This window comes from Anaerococcus lactolyticus ATCC 51172, from assembly GCF_000156575.1.
In the GTDB taxonomy this organism is placed as follows: Bacteria; Bacillota; Clostridia; order Tissierellales; family Peptoniphilaceae; genus Anaerococcus; species Anaerococcus lactolyticus.
On the sequence record NZ_GG666045.1, the window covers coordinates 389,677 to 410,158 of the forward strand.

At 32.0% G+C, this 20,482-nt stretch carries 20 protein-coding genes; 3 read left to right on the forward strand and 17 right to left on the reverse strand.

Annotation, left to right across the window (positions count from 1 at the left end; genetic code table 11):
- Positions 1-114 precede the first annotated feature (114 nt).
- Positions 115-1,725: a DEAD/DEAH box helicase gene (locus HMPREF0072_RS04465; protein WP_039931142.1), complete on the forward strand. Its 1,611-nt coding sequence runs from the start codon at positions 115-117 to the stop codon at positions 1,723-1,725.
- A 51-nt stretch (positions 1,726-1,776) separates the two neighbouring features.
- On the opposite strand, the gene HMPREF0072_RS04470 is transcribed toward HMPREF0072_RS04465, so the two are convergent.
- The 6 genes from HMPREF0072_RS04470 to HMPREF0072_RS04495 all read right to left on the reverse strand — a co-directional run bounded on the left by HMPREF0072_RS04470 (position 1,777) and on the right by HMPREF0072_RS04495 (position 4,542).
- Positions 1,777-2,097, reverse strand: a complete 321-nt coding sequence (locus HMPREF0072_RS04470) for a glutaredoxin family protein (protein ID WP_004827694.1) — start codon at positions 2,095-2,097, stop codon at positions 1,777-1,779.
- 59 nt (positions 2,098-2,156) lie between these two features.
- Positions 2,157-2,594 carry a hypothetical protein gene (locus HMPREF0072_RS04475; protein ID WP_004827695.1) on the reverse strand — a complete coding sequence of 146 codons (438 nt, stop codon included), beginning with the start codon at positions 2,592-2,594 and terminating at the stop codon, positions 2,157-2,159.
- 6 nt (positions 2,595-2,600) lie between these two features.
- Complete coding sequence (locus HMPREF0072_RS04480) at positions 2,601-3,269, reverse strand: hypothetical protein (RefSeq protein ID WP_004827697.1); 669 nt, start codon at positions 3,267-3,269, stop codon at positions 2,601-2,603.
- Complete coding sequence (locus HMPREF0072_RS04485; protein ID WP_004827700.1) at positions 3,266-3,634, reverse strand: hypothetical protein; 369 nt, start codon at positions 3,632-3,634, stop codon at positions 3,266-3,268. Before HMPREF0072_RS04485 ends, HMPREF0072_RS04480 begins: the two co-directional genes overlap by 4 nt.
- A gap of 148 nt (positions 3,635-3,782) precedes the next feature.
- A complete protein-coding gene (locus HMPREF0072_RS04490; protein ID WP_037327738.1) occupies positions 3,783-4,190 on the reverse strand; it encodes a hypothetical protein in 408 nt (135 codons plus the stop codon).
- A 34-nt stretch (positions 4,191-4,224) separates the two neighbouring features.
- Positions 4,225-4,542 carry a DUF2651 family protein gene (locus tag HMPREF0072_RS04495; protein ID WP_004827704.1) on the reverse strand — a complete coding sequence of 106 codons (318 nt, stop codon included), beginning with the start codon at positions 4,540-4,542 and terminating at the stop codon, positions 4,225-4,227.
- A 98-nt stretch (positions 4,543-4,640) separates the two neighbouring features.
- Here HMPREF0072_RS04495 and HMPREF0072_RS04500 point away from each other — a divergent pair, with 98 nt between their 5' ends.
- Entirely contained in the window at positions 4,641-5,654 is a 1,014-nt protein-coding gene (locus tag HMPREF0072_RS04500) for a potassium channel family protein (RefSeq protein WP_004827706.1), read from the forward strand.
- 37 nt (positions 5,655-5,691) lie between these two features.
- Here the strand turns inward: HMPREF0072_RS04500 and HMPREF0072_RS04505 are convergent, their stop codons facing one another.
- The 8 genes from HMPREF0072_RS04505 to HMPREF0072_RS04540 form a co-directional block, all read right to left on the reverse strand.
- Entirely contained in the window at positions 5,692-5,943 is a 252-nt protein-coding gene (locus HMPREF0072_RS04505; RefSeq protein ID WP_004827708.1) for a hypothetical protein, read from the reverse strand.
- Positions 5,944-6,109: 166 nt separating this feature from the next.
- Positions 6,110-6,514, reverse strand: coding sequence for a metal-dependent transcriptional regulator (locus HMPREF0072_RS04510; protein WP_037327740.1), 405 nt, complete (start codon positions 6,512-6,514; stop codon positions 6,110-6,112).
- Positions 6,515-6,521: 7 nt separating this feature from the next.
- Complete coding sequence (locus HMPREF0072_RS04515) at positions 6,522-7,655, reverse strand: metal ABC transporter permease (protein WP_004827712.1); 1,134 nt, start codon at positions 7,653-7,655, stop codon at positions 6,522-6,524.
- On the reverse strand, positions 7,639-8,517 hold the full coding sequence (locus tag HMPREF0072_RS04520; RefSeq protein WP_004827713.1) for a metal ABC transporter permease: 879 nt from the start codon (positions 8,515-8,517) through the stop codon (positions 7,639-7,641). Before HMPREF0072_RS04520 ends, HMPREF0072_RS04515 begins: the two co-directional genes overlap by 17 nt.
- Before the next feature lie 4 nt (positions 8,518-8,521).
- Entirely contained in the window at positions 8,522-9,232 is a 711-nt protein-coding gene (locus tag HMPREF0072_RS04525) for a metal ABC transporter ATP-binding protein (RefSeq protein WP_004827716.1), read from the reverse strand.
- Between the two features lie 8 nt (positions 9,233-9,240).
- Positions 9,241-10,182: a metal ABC transporter solute-binding protein, Zn/Mn family gene (locus HMPREF0072_RS04530; protein ID WP_004827717.1), complete on the reverse strand. Its 942-nt coding sequence runs from the start codon at positions 10,180-10,182 to the stop codon at positions 9,241-9,243.
- A 197-nt stretch (positions 10,183-10,379) separates the two neighbouring features.
- The gene (locus HMPREF0072_RS04535; protein WP_004827719.1) at positions 10,380-11,288 is read right to left on the reverse strand and encodes a carotenoid biosynthesis protein; all 909 of its coding nucleotides are present in this window, start codon (positions 11,286-11,288) and stop codon (positions 10,380-10,382) included.
- A 74-nt stretch (positions 11,289-11,362) separates the two neighbouring features.
- Entirely contained in the window at positions 11,363-13,540 is a 2,178-nt protein-coding gene (locus HMPREF0072_RS04540) for a hypothetical protein (protein ID WP_004827722.1), read from the reverse strand.
- A gap of 493 nt (positions 13,541-14,033) precedes the next feature.
- Here HMPREF0072_RS04540 and HMPREF0072_RS04545 point away from each other — a divergent pair, with 493 nt between their 5' ends.
- Positions 14,034-15,854 (forward strand): hypothetical protein, encoded by a 1,821-nt coding sequence (locus HMPREF0072_RS04545; protein WP_004827723.1) that lies wholly within the window; start codon positions 14,034-14,036, stop codon positions 15,852-15,854.
- 400 nt (positions 15,855-16,254) lie between these two features.
- Here HMPREF0072_RS04545 and HMPREF0072_RS04550 read toward each other — a convergent pair whose 3' ends face one another.
- The 3 genes from HMPREF0072_RS04550 to HMPREF0072_RS04560 form a co-directional block, all read right to left on the reverse strand.
- Complete coding sequence (locus tag HMPREF0072_RS04550; RefSeq protein ID WP_004827726.1) at positions 16,255-18,780, reverse strand: DUF4268 domain-containing protein; 2,526 nt, start codon at positions 18,778-18,780, stop codon at positions 16,255-16,257.
- Between the two features lie 313 nt (positions 18,781-19,093).
- Positions 19,094-19,747: an MBL fold metallo-hydrolase gene (locus tag HMPREF0072_RS04555; protein WP_004827728.1), complete on the reverse strand. Its 654-nt coding sequence runs from the start codon at positions 19,745-19,747 to the stop codon at positions 19,094-19,096.
- 56 nt (positions 19,748-19,803) lie between these two features.
- The gene (locus HMPREF0072_RS04560) at positions 19,804-20,418 is read right to left on the reverse strand and encodes a class I SAM-dependent methyltransferase (protein WP_004827729.1); all 615 of its coding nucleotides are present in this window, start codon (positions 20,416-20,418) and stop codon (positions 19,804-19,806) included.
- Positions 20,419-20,482: the final 64 nt, after the last annotated feature.

Consider the following 20,482-nt stretch of genomic DNA (forward strand, 5'->3'; position numbering starts at 1 on the left):
AATATTTTTTTTAGATTATGAGCTATTTTCAATATTTGTAGTATAATACTATAAGTATTTGGCAGTTGTCTAATGACGGCTGCCTTTTTTATTGAATTAGTAAAGGAAAAAATAGTGGAATTTAAAGAATTATATATATCAGAAGAAACATTAAGAGCAATTGCAGATATGGGATTTAAGTCCCCTTCGCCTATCCAAGAAGAAACCATCCCTCCCCTCTTAGATGGAAAAGATGTTATAGGTCAGGCTCAAACTGGCACAGGTAAGACTGCTGCTTTCGCTATCCCAATTATCGAAAAAATCGAAGCAAATGGACTCACCCAAGCCCTTGTCCTATGTCCAACAAGGGAACTTTGTATCCAGGTAGCAAAAGAAATAGGAAATCTTGCTAAATATCATACAGGCATAAAGATTCTGTCAGTCTACGGTGGAACACAAATTGTAAAGCAAATCAAAGCTCTTAAAAAAGGTGTCGAAATTGTTGTCGGCACACCAGGCAGACTCATGGACCTGATGAGAAGAAGAGTCCTCAAACTTGATAATCTCAAAATCGTAGTCCTCGATGAAGCTGATGAGATGTTTGACATGGGTTTTAGAGATGATATGAAATTTATCCTCGATGCTACAAACGATGACAGGCAAACTTGCTTTTTCTCTGCCACTATGGGCAAGGAAATTTCAGAATTTTCCAAGATTTATCAGAAAAATCCTGTAACAATCAAGATAAAGGCAAAAGAATTAACTGTAAATAAAATTGACCAACATTTTATAAAATTAAAAGAAGCTGATAAAGAAGAAACCCTAACCAGGCTTTTGGAAATCAACAAGCCAAGGCTTGCCATTATTTTCTGCAATACCAAAAGAAAAGTTGACAAACTCGTAGAATCTCTAAGCAAAAAATCCTACCTGGTAGATGGCCTTCACGGTGATCTAAAGCAAACTCAAAGAGATATAGTTATGAAAAAATTTAGAAACAATACCATAGATATTTTGGTAGCTACAGATGTGGCTGCTCGTGGGCTAGATGTAGACGATGTTGATATGGTAATAAACTATGACCTCCCTCAGCTTGATGAATATTACGTTCACAGGATAGGTAGGACCGCCCGTGCTGGCAGGAGTGGTCTATCCTATTCCCTTATTTCTGGCAGGGATAATGAAAGGCTTAAGGCTATCGAGAAATACACCAAGGCTACAATAAAACAAGCACAAATCCCAAGCCTAGTTCAAATGGATAGGAATCTAGAGACTGGCGTAATTGATGATATCATTGAAAAGCTTGAAAATTATACTGGTGTTGAGAGAGAGAAATCAATCCTTATTAGGTTAATGGAAAAAGGCTACGACCCCTTTGTCATCTCCCAAGTCCTCTTATCAGATAAGCTAAACAAAGACAATCTAGATCACCACGAAAAAATAGCTGGTGTTGATACGCCAAAGGAAAAATCGACTGCTAATAAGAAAAAATCGAACAAGTATAAAGACGAAAACATGACAACTCTCTTTTTAAACAGGGGCAAGATGGATAATTTCACCAAGGATAAGATAATAAAGGCCCTAAACAGGCTTGCCCATGTGCCAAATAAAAAAATAGGACAAATCAGAATTCAAAAATCTTATAGCTTTGTTGATGTAGAAAAAAGTGTGGTTTATGAATGTATAAGGACTATGAACAACAAAAAAATCGCTGGCAAAAAATTAAAAATTGAAGAGTCCCAAAACTAAAAAATTAAAAAAATGATGAGCCAGGAGGAATCCTCACCAGCTCATCATTTTTTATTCGGTTTTTAAAATTTCTTTCCTCTTAGCCTTGTTTTCCTTGGCCTTTTCCAGGAAATTTTCTTTTGCATAGGCGATAATATCGTCTGATTCATACATGGCCTTGCCATCTATCACCATGCAAGGCACTTGGATTTTGCCACCTACAGCAATTAGCTTATCTTGGTTTTCATAGCCACTTGTGATATCTTCAGTATTATATGACGGAAATTTAATTATGTCATTTTCCTTAAAAAAATTCAAAACCTTAAGGCAAAACGGACAATCCGGTTTAAAATAAAGTTCAAAATCCCATTCTCTTTTAATTTCTTTTCTCATAACAATCCTCCCTTTATCTTTTCCCTATATTCCTACCCTAAAAAGATTTTTAAAAACTTTTAGCTTATATCAAATTTTAAATATTGGTCTAAAGGATTTATTATTTTATAAATTTTTTCAAGCTCATCCTCACTAAGGTTTGATAGATAAAGCTCGCTTCCATGATGGGCGGAGCAATAATTTTCTCCAATTTCAAGACTAATGAATGGAGAATAATAATCTATGCCATCACCATTTTTCACTTTATAGGATGCCTTGAAATCTCTTATCATTTCCTCATTTATGATTCCTTCCACCCCTAAGACATTTTTTTCAAAACTTATGCTAAGGTCACTCCCATAGGCAGAAATTTTTTCCAAGATATTAGTATGTTCATTATTAAAACTTGCTTTAAAAATTAATCCCGGCTTTAAGAAAATTTCTGTTATATCCAGCCACCAATTTGGATTTGCCTTATAAATTTCATAATCAATTAAGAATATATCTAGATTTGTCATATTTTTCTAGGCAAGCCACCAAGTTCCGTCTGGGCTTTGGTGGAGACTGCCAAGCCTTTCTTCGATAATATTTGAATCAAAATCTTTAATAATTAGCTTATCATAATATTTGTAGTCTTCTCCTGCTTCATCTTTTTCATCATCCCAACCTTCTTCAATCCAGCGATTGATATAAACCTTGCCATCGTCTATAAAAAGAGCCGACTCGCTTACTTCAAGTTTAATGGTTTTTCTGTAAGGATAATAAATTTCAAGCGTTTCAGAGTCTTGGCTTATTAGGTGAAGGTCCAATCCAACAAGTTCAAGGTTATAGGTTGATAAATCTTTTACCTTGTAGTCGGTAATTTTTTCTAAAATTTCTCCTGGATAATACTTATAAATATTTGCAAGACCTTCATCAAAGTCTACTTGCAAGATGTAAAAACTATTATCAATAAAAATTACCCTACCATAAGCAATGTTCTTTTTAAGATCAAAAGGCCTGTAAATTTCACTTGTTTTATAGTCATAAAAACAAATTTCATTTCCCTTATAAAATCCAACGATTTTCACTGTCTCTTCTATTTCAAAAAGGTCATCAGAGTTTGATATACTATAAGCAAAACGTGATTGACCAGCAATTTCTTCTACATATTCGCCTTTTACTTCTGAAAATTCTTTAAATATTTCTTTCATATTTCCCCTTCATTTGTCCATTCTAATTTAATCGGACCTAGTTCTATCACATAATATTTACAATCTAAATTAGGATCTGGGTAATCTTCTGCAAGGTCAATTGTCACATCTCCTAGCTTTTCTTTTGAAAATTCCTTCTTATCCCCCATCACTAGATATTGGACACTAAAATAATCTATAAATCTATTTTCTGGCTCCCCTGGCATGGTTTCAAATGGCTTTTCTATGTCAACACCTAATTTATTCAAGTATTCTGTCAAATCTGGATAAGATTTCTTAATTTCTCTTATGTATTTTCTGCAATATGCACAGTCACATAGGTCATCAAAATCCCTATAAAATTCCCTAGTTTCTTCTATACTCATTTATCTAAATCCAAAGGTCCTTTCTTGTTCTTCATCTAATTTCCGATTCACTTGCATTTATACTTGACTTTAAGTTCATCAAACAAAATAAAGTGATATTCTTTGTAGTATTCTTTTGTAAAATATTTCATATCTTGGTCCTATTATTTCAATTTTTTATGAAAATATAATTATAAATGAAAATTATCCCAGCAAGTGCTAGGGCAAGGCCAAGTCCTGTGTAGAAAAAGGCTATAAAAAATTCTGGTAAAATATTTGCTTTACGAAGACCAATACCCATAGTCATCATAAAGACCATAATCAAATAAGATTTAAGATCAAAAAAATTCCAAAATGGTCTTTTATCTTCATAGGCTAGGATTCTTTTTGTATGTTTTTCACTCATAGTAAAAAACATTCTTCCAAAAATCATAAAGATTAAAATTGTTAGGGCGTACAAATACCAAATCTTTTCTACTAAGCCAAAAGATAAGATTCCAAGCCTTGCTACATTAAAACCTGCAATTAGCCAGACCAAGCCAGCTATCAATAATAAAGTTCTCTTTTTAACTTTCAAATTATACTCCTTTATAAATTTTCCTAAACCACTTCTAAATCTTCCCACTAAGGCTAGCTCCCAAAAAAGATCCTACAAGGGATATGGCTCCATAGGCAAAAACATAAACAATCGCACTATCATTATAAAAAATAAATATGGATGGGATAAATATTAGCATTACTAAAATCGGAAAAGTCAAAGTAAAAGAATTTTTAAATCCGTAAGCCAGGGATGTTAATAAGCAAGCCAATGGTACTAGGACTAATAGAATAAACATGCCAGAGCCGGTGTCTATAATTAACATTGGTAATATATAAAATATTCCAATCATTATTAATAAGTAAGGTAACATTTGTTTTAATTTCTCCATGACATCTCCTCCTAAATATATATAAATTATACCTTATTCAATATGGTCTAGCTTTTTATTGGGAAATATATTATAATCGAGTAAAGGAGGAGCTGGGTGTGGAAGAGAAAAGAAAACTTAAATTGATTATCGGCGCCTTTGTATTTTTGCTTGTAGTTGGTGTTCTTGGCTATATGGTCTTACTAAAAGTAGACTTTGTTGATGCACTCTACATGACAGTCATAACTATTTCTACAGTCGGTTTTGGAGAAGTGGGCACAACTAGCGATGCATCTGAACTTTTTTCTATTTTAATGATTTTTTTAGGAGTAGGCATAGTTGGTTATACTTTTACAACTGTTGTAGCCATGTTTGTTGAGGGAAAACTTGGAGATTTGTGGAAGGGAAGCAAGATGGATAAAAAAATTTCAGCTCTTACTAATCACTATATAATTTGTGGATCAGGTGAGCTTGCAGAAGTTATTATAAATAAATTTATAAAAGAAAAATTAGACTTTGTAGTAATTACAAATAACCGTGTAGACCTAGATGATTACAGCCACCATGATATTTTGGTAGTTGAAGGTCAATCCACAGAAGAAAGCGTCCTCGACCACGCAGGTATCATGAGAGCCAAGGGCCTTATTTCTACCCTAGATACTGAAGTTGATAACATTGTTACTGTCCTAACTGCAAGGAATATGAATAAGGATATATATATTATTTCAAACTCCATAACAAAATCAGGCAGCGATAAACTAATGAAAGTAGGAGCCAACAAGACACTTTCAGCTACAGAAATAAGCGGAAAAAGAATGGCATCTCTAATGATAAGGCCAAATATAATGTCATTTTTAGACGTAGTCACTAAAGTAGGAGATGTTGAGCTAGACCTTGAGGAAGTAATAGTCAAAAGAGGATCCTACCTAGAAAACAAAAACCTAATAGAAGCCCAAATCCCAAACAAAACTGGCCTAATAGTCTTAGCTATCAAAAAATTTGAAGATGGCAAAATGATTTTTAACCCTCATGGTTCCTACACCTTTAAAATAGGCGATGTTTTAATAGTTCTGGGACAAGAAGAACAAGTTGATAAATTAAGAAATTTGGGTGATGAAAGTAAAAACGTCTAGCTTTAAAAGTTAGATGTTTTTTTCTAAAACATTCAATTCAACCACAACAATAACCTATATCACAAGCAATATCAGCAACGGGCACCTCATTGTAGTGGGCCTTGCTAATTTCTACCTTATATTTTTCTATTGTCTCATCAGCATCTTCACTGCTATAAGACCGTGGACATATCATTAACCATCTTTTTATATCTTTTTTATAATCTTTAAACGACTGACCTTTTTTAAAATTCTCACTACTAACATTTAAAAAATGTAAGTCTTCACTTGATAATTCATTTTTCTTCATATATTCACCTCTTTTTTTACTGCATAAAAACTACCTATCAAATTCACCTTTTCAGCCTATCTTCTTTTATAATTCAAACCTTATTCCCAAGAAATTATATGTAGAAAGCCAAGTCCATAGTTTTAGTTTGTTCAACAGGCTAAAATTTGAACTTGGCTTTTAAATATCACTTATTTTCGTTTGTATAGATTCTCTTACCCTTTGGTGATTTTTTGGGATAATCTAAAAATTTATTCAAGGCTGTAAACATTTCTTCGCTTGTGACGTGTTCTAACAAGTCCGATTGGTCGTGGACTATTCCTCCATTAAGACCTAAGACATCTACTAGGAAGCACTCCCAAATCCTATGTTTAGACAAGATTGCTTTGGCCTCCTTGTCCCCTAAATCGGATAAATATATTTTAGTTTTTTCCTGGATAACCAGCCCATCTTCTATTAGCTTTTTGATCATTTCGCTTACAGACGGCCTGCTAATCGAAAAATAATCTGAAATATTTTTATTGTTTGTATAGCCCTTATCTTTCGAAAGCCTATATATTGCCTGAATATAGTCTTGTCTAATAGAGTTCATCTTTACCTCATAGTCCATAATCTTTTAGCAAACTTATATATAAGATTCTACCTTTTTCAGTTAATTTATAAATACCCTCATCTACCAATATCTTATTTTCAGAAATTAAAATCTGGCTATATTTTTCTATATCTTCTTTTTTCCATGATAGGTGCCTGTAAATTGTTGCAAGACCTAATTCCTCTTTAGAATCTTTTTTTGATTGGTGGTTACCAACGTGAATTAAAAAGGCATCTTTTTTGAATTCTATATGCTTTTTCTTGCGTGTAATTATTTTCATCAAAAATCCATTCTTATTAAATAAAAATGTGATTAAAAAGCTTATACCTGCCATGGTTGCAGACATGCCTGACATTGAAAGATTGTAATACATGGCAAGAACAAATCCTAAGATTGAATTTATTATGGCATATAGGACCGATATGATAATCATTGTTCTAAGATTTTTGCTTATTAAATACGCACTCGCCGCAGGAGCGATTAAGAAGGATATTACCAAAATAGCTCCTACTGCCTCGAAGGCAACAACAGTTGTAAATGATGTAAGAGTCATTAATCCATAAAATAAAAGCACTTCAGAAAATCCTGCTATTTTTGCAAACTCTGTATCAAAAGTAGTTAGTTTTAATTCTTTATAGAATACTACTATGAAGGCTAAATTCAATATGCCCATTACTGACATCTGCAAAAGTGATTTAGGAATTTCTACACCAAAAAAATTCATAGTATTTAGGGGAGCCATGATTACCTCACCCATTAGGACAACATCCACATCCAGATGGACATTTCTCGCATATTTTGTAATAAGAATTACTGCCAAGGCAAAAAACATCGGAAAAACAATTCCCACTGCATCGTCATTTTTAACCAGCTTGGTTTTAGAAAGTGATTCTATGGAAAATACTGTTATTACACCAAAAATCGCAGCACCAAAAACCAAATAAACCGAAGTAATTTCCCTTACTATAAAATACGCAATCACTATTCCCAAAAGGATTGAATGGCTAATAGCATCGGCAAGCATAGAAAGTCTTCTTAGCACAAGGAAAACCCCAATTAAACTACATGCTATTGCTGTAACCAAGAGAACCAACAAGGTTTGATAATTGTCAATAAAACAATAACTAAGAAAGTCCATCATAATTTTTCCTCACAATCATTTTACGCATTCCTCTTGGCCCAACTACCATGGATATTAAAGAGATAAAGCTCATGATAAGAATAATTGTAGATCCTGTACTCATTCCATCATAGACAGTGGAAATATATGTTCCAACAAAGGCAGATATACCACCACAAAGACCAGCTATTATTAACATCACATGAAATTTATCAGTCCATTGTAAGGCTGTAATTGCGGGCACTATGAGCATAGATGAAATCAAAATTGCTCCAACAAGTTTTAGACCAGTTGTAATTAAAAGCATGGTAGCAAGTAAAATTACAGTATTCATCAAAACAGGATTTATACCAATTGTTTTAGCGTAAACTTCATCAAATACATAAACCTTTATTTCCTTATAGAAAGCTAGAAGAAGTAAAAGTGAAAAAATTGAAACGACAAATATTATCTTAACATCATTTCTCATAATATATGAGGCCTGACCAAAAATATAATTTTTAAGTCCTGACTGAGAAACCCCTGCATAGGTAGGGTTGCCTTGGATAAAAGATTTTAAAACCATGCCAAATCCAAAAAAACTTGATAATACAATAGCCAAAGTAGCATCAAGATCTATCTTTGAATTATTAGCAATTATATCAATTAAGAAAAAAGATATAGCCCCAGCTATAGCTGCTCCTAGTAGAAGTATAATAGGAGATTTTTCCATTGACAACATAAAGGCGAGGACAATTCCCGGATAGGTAGAGTGTCCGATGGCGTCACCGATTAATGACTTGCCCTTTAAAACACTTATAGAGCCGATTATGCCAGTTGCCATAGCTAAAATTACTGTACCAAGGGCAACTATTATAAAAGAATAGTTTCTAAAAATATCCATAAGCTTACCTCACAAAGGCCTTATCCACATTTTCTTTTGTGAAAGCCTCAGAAACAGGTCCTTGCGCAATTACTTTTTTATTTAAGATAATAATATGATCGAAATATTTTTCTATGGTATTAAGGTCATGGTGAACAACTATGGAAGTTTTCCCCTTCATTTGAGAATCTTTCATAAAATCAAAAATTACTTTTTCTGTCACCTTGTCAACACCAGCCAAGGGCTCATCCATAAAATATATGTCAGCATCTTGGGCTATAGCTCTTGCTATAAAAACTCTTTGCCTTTGACCACCAGAAAGCTCCGAAATTTGCCTATCTTCAAAATCTTGCATACCTATTTTTTCTAGAGCCTTCCTTGCAAGGACATAGTCATCCTTAGTTGGCCTTTTGAGCCAACCAAGGTGGACATACCTACCCATTAGGACAACATCAAGAACTGTTGTAGGGAAATCCCAATTAACAGAAGCTGTCTGGGGAATATAAGCAATTTTTTTCTTAACCTCATCAAAAGGCTTGCCCATAATTAATACAGACCCAGATAATTTCTTTTGTAGGTTCAAGATTCCCTTAATCAAGGTAGATTTTCCTGCCCCATTAGGACCAATTATAGCTGTTATTGAATTATTAATTATATCAATATCATTATCCCAAAGAACAGGCTTGTCTGCGTATGCAATTGTCATGTCCTCTACTTTTATGATTACATCTTTCAAAATTTCACCTATTTCAAATTTTCTACTATTAAATCAACATTGTGTTTATACATATCTATATAGGTATCACCTGGTTGGCCTTCTGGTGCTAGAGAATCTGAGAAAAGTTCCTTTCCCTCGCCAGAAACAACTTTTACATCAAAACCCTTTGCCTTTACAGCTTCCCTTAATTTTTCCATCCTCATTGGGTCTGTGGTTGATTCTGCAAAAATTGCCTTAACCTTGTTCTTTACAATAAAGTTTACAGTATCTTCTATATCCTTATTTGCAACTTCACTGTCAGTTGAAACTCCTTGTGGGGCCTTTACTGGAATCTTATAAGCTCGTGAAAAATAATTAAATGCATCGTGTGGGGTTATCAAATACCTGCTAGCTTCAGGAATTGAGTTTATTTTTTCCTTATTTTCCTTATCAAGGTCATCAAGCTTAGCAAGATAAGTTTCTAGATTTTTCTCAATATTGTCTTTTTCTTCAGGGAGAAGTTTTTCTAAATCTTCTGCAGCGTTTTTTGTAGCTTCCTTATATAGATTTATAGAAAACCAAAAGTGTGGGTCAACAACAACCTTTCCACCCTCTTCCATTTCGCCTATATCTTCTTTTTTGAAAGTTCTAGAAACTGCAGAACCCTTCTTTTCAAGAACATCAACCATCTTGCCTTCAAAGTGAAGACCATGGTATAAAAGCAAATCAGCCTTCTTAATCTTCTCCAAATCTTGTGGCTTAGCAGTATAAAGGTGTGGGTCTTCGCCAGCAGGAATAATAAGTTCCCTATCAACCTTATCCCCAACTAAATTACCTACCATGTCGTATAAAAATGATGTAGTAACAGTAACTATCTTTTTACCATCACCTTGTTTTGTAGCATCCGAATCAGTTTTATTTACATTTTTTGAACAAGAGCTGGCAATAATAAGCATCGCTAGTGCCATTAATATTTTTTTAAATTTCATATTTCCTCCAATTAATTTATAGTTAGGTATGCCTAACTATTTATAGTATAGCCCTAGCTTTTATTTTTGTCAATTATTTTTTGATAATAATTATCATTTGTCTTATCATAAAGACTTATACCTTAATTAATAATGGAAAAAATACAAATTAAAAAACTTCCATAATTCATATGGATTATGGAAGTTTTTTTAAATTCTTATCTTGTCACTCCATTTTCTATATTAATAATAGAAAGAAATATAGTTAAGACAAACAAGAATATGGTGATTATTCCATATATTGGAAGAGCTGGAATTATGCCTAGTTTTATTAGACCTTCTATACAGTAGGTATAGAGAGCAGTCCAGAATATTATTAAAGTCCAGTCTTTTTTCTTGGATAGGCTAATTTTTTCTCGATTTTTTATTAGCTTGGCTAGTAATTTTATAAAAAAAAATGTCCATATGAGAGAAAAAGCTAGGAACGAAAACCATTCATCACTTATTTTGTCTAGAAAAAGAGAAATATAAGAACAAATCCCTACAAAAATAACTCCGCCTGCTCCGATCAATAATGACTTTCCTATATTAATTTTTGCCTTATCATTTTCATTTTCCCAACTTTTTAGGGTCATATAAACAATGGATGGAACTTCAAACATATATCCTAAAAAATTCACCCAAATTACACTCATTAGAATATGGTGGTTTATGTCAAGATTTATTTCTCGACCATCCCAGACCCAGAATCCCCCATCAAGTCTAATTGCTACAACATCTAAAAGCAAATCCATACTTACTATTAACCAACCCGCTAATAGAGCGGTCATTAATTTACTAAAATTAAATTTTCTCGCAATTCTAAGGGCGCAGACCGTTATGCCTCCCCACATAAGTCCTCCAAAAAACGGAAATTGGTAGGGTCTAAAGCCTATGCTTATGAAAAAATCATCACTGTAATGATAGATATCAGTTAATCTTACTGCCAAAAGTTCCAAAGAAAATCCAGCCAAGGCTCCAGAAATCAAGAGTCCATATTCCCTATATTTTTTAGATTTATAGATGTCATAAACTAGCAAAAAGACAATAAAATAACAGATCATCTCAAAACTATTTATCCAATTCATATACCACTACCCATTGAATTTTAAATGAAACCTTTCTTTTTTAAAAAAACGAAACTCAACAAATAATTAATCTATTAATATTTGAATTCATTGTTCATTTTGATCATAATTTTTCTTGCAATTTTCATTACCACTACATTTTCTTCTAAATTTTTTATCTGTTTTTCATTATCACTTTTCTCTTTGCTATCTAAACTGCCCCTTTTTAATCTCAAATCTACTAGATTCTTTTCAATCTTTGTAATACTCTCAGTATATTTTTCTAATACTTTAATGGAAAATTCAAGATCCTTATCATCATCTAGGAATATCTCTCTAATAGAAGTTAGTAATTTTGCTGCTTCAATAATAGCGCTTTTCTTCCCCTGAACTACCACTGCAGTCAAAGCTCCAGTAAATCCAAAACCTAGAAAACCTATTGCAGCAATACCTGATATTTGAGACAATTTTTTAATATCTAGCTTAAAAAACAAGTTTAAATTTCTTATTTGTTTATTAAATGACTTTCTAAGTCGGTCTACATAACCTTCTTCGCAATACATCCCTGTAAATTGTTCATTTAAAAACAGACTTGCTTTTTCTTTATTAAATCTATTAATAGGATTATTCAATGAATTGTAGCGTTTTGATAGGACGTACTTATCCTTTTTATTCTTTACAGCTTTTAAAGGATAATAGGGCTCAAAAAGCATTGATTCTAATAGAACTAACCTAAACCAAGCTTTAGTAGGATTTAGTTTGATGATTTTTTCTTCTAATTTGTCCTGAGAATACCAATTCATCACAGCTCCAGGTACTTGAGTAAAAGTTTCAAATTTTTTTGTTATAATTTGTTTCCACTCAGCTAGCCATTTAATTTTCAAATCAAAAGCCTTACCTCTGACTATAAAATTATTGGTATTTTCTATATCATTTAAGACTATTAAATATTCAATATTAAATAGAATTTCAGCTTGTTCAAGACTTAAACCAAGCTTATTCATATCACCACTTGGCTTAACTCCCATTTCTTGGTTGGTTGGATTTATAAGAGTTTGCCTTTGGATTTTTTCATAGGCAGTCCTTATTTTCTTAAGATTCCTCTTTTTTAAGCCATAGCTCAAATCAGTTGAAATAGCAAGCGCAAACCTACCTACCCCAACATAGTTAATTGATAGCCAGTATTTCTGAGTTAAAATTGCTTCTCCTAGGTCAAGGCCAGTAAAAACTCCTGTAGAAATTGTCAACATTCGAGATATTGTCGGATTATCTACTGGTTTTACTAGGTTCCAATCAATCTTTCTCATATCTTTAAATGATGAAACTTTTATTTCTTTCATAGCAAGAGCGAAATGTCTTATAAAATAAAATCCCCTAACTATACATTCATTAGCAAGAACAGGAACAGCTTGTTTTCCTAGTTCTAAGGCAATACCAAACTCAGCTCGCAGGTCAAACCTATATACAGAATCCTTGATTATTTGTCCCTTTTCATCTCTTTTCATCAAAAGTGTACCATTAAATAGTTTTGATAAGAAAACTGATAAGGACATATCATCTTTTATATTTATTTTATTAAAAAAGGGAAGGACAGAAATTTCTTTTGCCAAGCTAAGGATTGGTCCAGGAATACCTGTGCCGCCACTTAATCCTGCAGTCACACTTGAACCAGCCATATCACTTACTAGATGAAAAAACCAGGTAAGTGTCCCTTTTATTAATTTTTCCCCAAGATTATCTCCAATAAAAGCCTTACTATTTTCAGCAACATCAAATATAATAAATTTACCAGTTACATCAGTTCCATAAGACTTTTCCGTAAATTGAGTCAAGAGAGAAAAGGAAAGGCCAGCTATAGTTGGATGATGGGCAAAATCTCTCAAATGGTGCTGGAGACCTCCACCAAAATCAATAGTGTTACCATCAGCTGGTATAGGAAATCTCTTCTCCAAAGCCCTTACTGCGTCACCCAAATTCTCAAACTTTTTTCCTTCAACTAACTCTGCAGTCTTTTTTACAAAGCCTTCTACCTTATTATTAGCCAGTTCACGTCCCCTTGCGAAGTCAAAATCTTTAACCCAAAGTATATCAAGCATTCCGCAAATAAGACCACTTGCTATAGCTATTAAATAATCTAACTTATCAGCCTTACTTTCTAATAAATCAAGCTCACTATCTAAGTCAAAAATAATCTCATCAAGATCAAACTCTTCTATTTTAGACTTATCATCATAGGGTATGATTTTATATTCTATATCCAAATTATTGTCCATACAGTATTATATTCCTCACTTTATTACTTAAAACTATATCTATATATATCTTTTTTTCAATAATTACTATACATAAACAACTAAACAAATAATTTTTTCTATAAAATTTAGAAAAGAAACCAATCCTGAGTGCTAAATAAAATTTATTCGACTTTAATTTATTAACTATTAATTTTACATAGAATATTTATGGAATCTTCTCTTTGATTTTTCGTTAACCACTCTTCCCTTCTCAAGCTCAGAGGAATCTTTCTGACATTCACATCAAACAAGAAAAATCGCCGTAATAAATAAAATAGCTTAAGGTTTTAAATATTTTTCATAATATCCTCCAGATAAATATAAACTAGCTTTAAATAGGCGGTCTTTAATTAACAAATTAAGAAAAGAACATTTACTTTGACTGAATTATACTCATTTCAACTTTTTTTATAATATCAAAGTAAAATCTTTAAATTAAAGAAGTATAGTCTAATAAAAAGTGAGGTATGCTATGAAAACGAAGAAATACATCATATATATACTTGCCCTTGCCGCAATTTTTACAAACGGAACAACTTATGCTAGCCAAATAGACAAAGAAAATACTAGAATTCCAAATTATAACAGTCAAAATTTTTCGCTTAATTCAGAGGATTCTCTTAGAGAAATCCAAAATAAAAAAGAAAATCTTCTTAAGTTAATCGAAGAAATTAAAACAAGCCCTAATTATATTAACTCAAGCGAAGAAATAAAATTATTATATGATAATTCCATAATATTTAATTCAAATTCCATGCAAAAGGATAATACTGAGTGGATAGCATATTCTTTAAATAACTTAAAAGAAGATATAGATACAATAGAGAATTTGATAAATGGAAATTTTATTGAAAAAGAAAATATTAATCAAGATTCCTTGTTTTTCAACAATCCAAAATATAAAATTCCATATTTAAAAATTAGCAAAGAAAAACAAGATATATTAGATGAATTGGTAAAAAATAATAATGAAAAAAATCCCTTATCAATTTCTAATCTAAACAATTCAAATAATCAAGATTTATTAATATTTTTTAGTGACTGGCTGTATCCTTTCATAGATGATACCGATAAGGACGGAGTTATTACCAACTCCCAAGCCTTACTAGACTCAATAAGGGCAAATAAAGATTTATTTGAATCCTATAGAAATACTAATTTTGACCTTAGATATAAACTAGAAAACAATTCATTAAATAACAATAATACAAGGATTGAAAACTTAACTTTAATGAATTTGCTGACAATGTCTAGCAAAACAAATTTATTAGGTGATGAAAGAACATTTTCATCAGATAATAATAAGGATATAGATTTAGAACTTAGTAACAAATCGTCTGAAACTTTACTTACGCCAGAAACTATAATTTTAGGAGAAAATAACCATATTGATGCACCAAATAGTAAATCATGTAAGATTATTAGTTCAAATATTGAAAAAACTAATGAATTTAAATCCTTTAATACTGAAGACGATGATTTAATAAATACAAGTAAAGCTGATAATTCAATTTTTGCTACTCATAAGAAAACCAAAGAAGCTTACGCAAAATTATCTGACTGGCAAAAACAAAAACTCAACGAAATGAATACTGACGGAAAATATCCACTAACTATTGCTGAAGTCAAAAAATCTGGTGAATTTACAATACCTGTTAAAAGCGATGTCTGGATTTATCCTTTCATGATTGATATAAACAATAATGATGAAGAAGATTATATAGTAAATAAAAGTCTAACCGATGGTTCAATTTTTTCTACCCATTCAAAAACCAGCGAAGCATACGCTAAGCTAACTGACGAACAAAAACAAATACTTAACACAATTAATACTGATGGAAAATATCCTTTAACTATTGCTGAAGTCAAGAATTCCGGTTTATTTCCAATACCTGTTAAAAATACTGTGTGGATCTATCCTTTTATGATTGATAGGAACAATAGTGGAGAAGTAGGAGAATATGATGGTGAATTCGATAATATTGAGCCTAGTGATAATACCAATCCAAGTCCTGAACTTATAGCCATCGATGAAATTACTAACGGCTCTGAAATAATAGATAATAATGTTCTTACAAATTCAAGTGAATTTATAAATAATAGTGCGATTAAAAACTCGCCTGTTACCTACACTAGTGCTGAACCAACTACAAGGTACGAAGTAGTATCAAAGCAAAATGTAAAAACCGGAATAAAAGGTCTTAGATTAATTATAATAATTTTAATTATATCTATATTAGCCTACTACTCATCAAAAAAATATAGTCAAAAATCAAAAAATAATAATCATTAACAAAATAAGTTCAAAATCTATCAATGTAAATCAATTTAAAATTAATATGCACCCTTGTGGGTGCATATTTTTATCTTAATTTTATTCACTTAAATATCTTTATTTAATAATTAAGACAATACTTTCAACATGGCTTGAGTTGTCAATATAAATAAAATTTAATTATGTCATTTCATTAAGTATCATTTCTTTGAATGAAATTTTATTTTATCTTTTTAATACATAGATTAATTTGTCGTATTAAAATAATTATTCTCTCTATGCATTAAAATATTGTTTCAAATATTCATAGTTTGATCTAATTCATCCTTAATTTCTATAAATAATTCAACATATAGATTTTCTTGTTCATGATCTATTAATCCATGTATTTAAAAACGCTTACCTTCTCGGCCTAATATCATCCAAGATAAGGTACTATAACATCATAGAATTTTTTGCTCCACCCCACATGGAATCTTGCCATCTTAAGCCAGTCAGTTTCATTTTTTATGCTTACACCATTTAACTGATATGATATTTTTGATGACTTGATATCATCACCGCGGTACCAAATGAGCGATACTCCTAACGTATTTTCAATATCATCCTTATGAGTCATCAGCATATCAAAAGCTTTTTTATTCTCTTCTTTCTTAGCTTTTCCTAAAAACAAGTCAACCCTTGCAAAATCGTAGTTTGCTATACAGCTAATATTAAATCCGCTAATTCCAAAGAAACCGCTAATCCAATTATTTTTTGATGCATTTACATTAGTAAAAGAACCACCTTCTCTATGAGCTTCCTTGATAAAACCTAATGCATAGGTCCAATATTTTCTTCGTATCTCGTATCGCGTTTCTGTCTCTTCCTCTGTACTTTCAATATCGTCACGTAGGTAAAATACTAAATCACTTGGATCGGAATCGTATAATTTAAACACTCTATTTAATACTGAAAGCTTGCTCTGTGTGCTTGAATTAGTCCATACGTAAATGCCATCTCCAATTTCAACACTCTTTTTGAAATCTTCTACATTCATGGTAAAATGCTGAGCAACGCTACCATCTTTAGATACGGCAAGTCTTGTAATCACGCTCTTGTCTTCAGAATATAGAATTTGTAATACTTTTTGAAACATTTCTACCCAACTTGAAACTGGCTGTTCTGTATTTTTATAGCTGAAGCGCGCAATTAATCTTCCGCTTAATGAAGTATCATCGTCTAAAGTATATGAATCCATAAGCTTTTCTGCTGGCTTAAATGTACTTGTTGGCAAGGCCCAAATTTCTAGAGCCCTTCCCATTAAATATTGGTTGCGCTCTTCAAGTTCAGCTAAAGTCCATTTATCTTTCTTGGCAATATAAGTATTCATTCGGATACCACTGTCTTCGAAGCCATTCTTCATTGTTTTCTTTTCTTCGAATGTAGAGTTACTATATTTTGAATTATAAGCAGTCAAAGTCAGATTTGCAATTCTATGAAGCCATAGCTTATGAATCTCTTCATAGTCTTCACCAATGGCCTTAACCCACGCTGGAATTAAGTGCTGTGGCATAATATGCTCTATGGAATAAGTACCATCGTCAAAATGGCCATATACATCCTTGTCTTCTAAGGTAGAATAATTTTCAAGACGTTCCATGATATAAATCTTGTTCTTGCTATTCATCTGGTAAATTTGTCTACCAGTAAATCTTTCAGCAAATTCATCGTCGTCAGGGAAGCGTGCCTTTTCTTTCTTTGATAAAAGTGCATACTTAAATTTTTCAACATATCCCACATCATTACCTTCATACCTTGTGATTTCTCTATGAAGAATAAGGAATATTTTATTCAAAGCATTTGTAGGTAGATCACATATTGTTCTTCTGAATAAATAATTCTCTGTAATCAAAAATATTTCGGCAATATCTGCAATATCCAGTTTATTTTCATCATAAAGCCTTAATACTTCAAGGAAGAATGGTCTTGTAACTGTTGTCTCTAGTCTATTTAACCTATAGATACTTGAGTCCAACGTCCTGTTCTTTGTTCCTCCACATAGTAAAATTTCGTATCGTTTAGCATATGCCAATAAATCTTTCAGAAGGTCTTCTGTTTCAATCGATTGCCTATCGACATAATCTTTAAAACTAATATAAATTTTCTTCTGCGATGGTATAGCGAGCTGCTTGACACTCAGATAATCCCTAACAAAGGAGCTAACATTATATTTTGTAAATTCTTCAATTCTATTCCAATATTTTTCATAGTATTCATCTTGTTCTTTTGAAGGTAGCCCCATCAATATAAAATTTCTTATTTTATCGCCTTCGCTTAAATCAAGACCCGTTGAGTTCAAGCTTTCAAATATTAACTGAGGGTTATCCTCATTGTTAAGTGTGATGTTAATAATCTCTAATCTACATATTGCATCAAACAATTCATCAATACTTATTTCTTGCTTTTGGATTCTTTCAAAGAAATAATTGTAGTTAGTGGTTAGATTTGATTCTCTTATGTATTCATTAACATCATTAAATAGCTTGCCAAATGCCTTTTGATCGTTCTTTACAGGCTTTAATTTAATACGAGTTTCCTCTGGCTGATATTTATCAACCAAGAAATCCTCATAAATCTGCTTATCTAATAAAGTGTCTCTCGACCTTACTATTTCAAACTTTATAAGATTATACATTGCTAAGAGCAATAATGACACTGTTGTTAGCCTTTGCTGTCCATCAATTACAAGAAACTCCGTATTTCTTCCGGATGGTTCATAAACTGAAACCAAACTTCCAAAGAAATGGCTTCTTCTTTTGTTTTTTATCACCTTAACAAGGTCATCATAAAGCTGTTTACAATTCTCTATCTTCCAGTCATAGTTACGCTGATATACTGGAATTATAAAACGCTTTTTAGAACCCTCCATATATTCTATTAATCTACATTCTGAACCTTTCAAACTTCCTCCTATAAAATAATTACTTTTTAGCTCTTATTTATCTTTTATTGACACCTATGCTAGCATTTCTTTCTGTTGAATCAATCCAATTAGACCTAGTTTATATTATCCTTCTTAGTGATTTTTAGACCAGAATTGCTAATTAACCTCACTTCTTTACACACATGACATTAACACTATAACTTCGACGTGAAACAAGTAAACACTAAGTATGCCGAGTAGCTACGTTCGTATGTAGGAACATATCTATGAACTTTTTAACGATAGCTTAAGGTTATCATTAAAAGGTATTACCTCGTCAAACTGGGAGTTGTCATCTTACAAGCTTACTCGCTAATTTGTATACTTGGTTTATTTCTTTGCTTTCTAACTTCCAGTTCGAGAGTTCAGCTTTAATTAACTCTGGAAATTTTTTACTAATATCTCTTAAAGCATTCCCTACCGATTTTCTAACATATTCACTCGTATCTTCTTTTAATGCAACAATTTGTCTGATAGCTTCGACCCTTACCCCATCAACATCAAATATCATATTTCCGCTTATCGGAGTCCAACCATCAGCGATTTCAACACAATTATAAAAAATACCCTTCCTACGAATCTCTTTCGTCATATATTTTTTCTCATCCTCGCCCATATAAACATGAGCATTAGGAAAAATATTATGACCGCTCTTATCTATCCCTCCACCATGGTCTGTATCCAGATGAGTCAAAAATAAATGATTGATATTTTCTGGTCTAATATTTATTTTTTGAAATTCATCTCCTATATTTTTGAAATTTAAATGGCCACTGTCAACAGCAATCGTTTTACCATTCTTGGTGTAAAACCACATATTGACATCATATTCCCTTATACAACTCACACCTTCAGCTAGTATCCCAGTTTCTTCTGGTTTACAATAATACTTACCACGCATAGTTATGGGTTTTAACTTGTCATCAAAAAAATATAACAACTTCAAAAATCTAACCTCTCATTTATAGTTTCAATTTCCAATTACTAAATCTCCGATGTAATTTACAATATTTTTTTAGCGATAAAAGCAAGATGACTTTTATTATCCAAGTGATATTCACATGCAAATCCGATGCTGGTTAAAATATTTGTTAAGTACTCTGGTGAATAGACTTCAAAATTAAGCATATCTGCCCACTTCTTTATATTTTTATGCTCCCTATAAGCACCCTCATTAACAATCAAAAACTCACCACCATCCTTCAAAACTCGATGAATCTCCCTAAAGCAAGCTTCTATATCCTTCCAAAAATATATGGTCTCAAAGGCAGTAACTATATCAATGGTCTTCTCATCAAAAGGGATATTTTTTACATCGCCTTCAATTATTTGACATCTTCCATCCTTAATATCCTTATCATTTAAAATTCTTGCAATATCCACACTCGCCATTGAATAATCAATCCCATATACCTTATTAGCCTTAGTTAGAAAATATTGAATATTTCTACCACCACCACAACCAAGATCCAATAAAGTATCAGTCGATGTAATATTTAAAAATGATCGACCCCAAGATGCTAACTTCTCGTGACCAATATTCATGCCCTTAACCATAAAACGCCCACCAAAATTATTTTTTGGTTTAATCACGTTTTCAAAAAATCTTTTTAACATTTTAAACTCCTATTGATATTCATTATCAATATTATTATACCATGCATTCGATATCAATAATAAC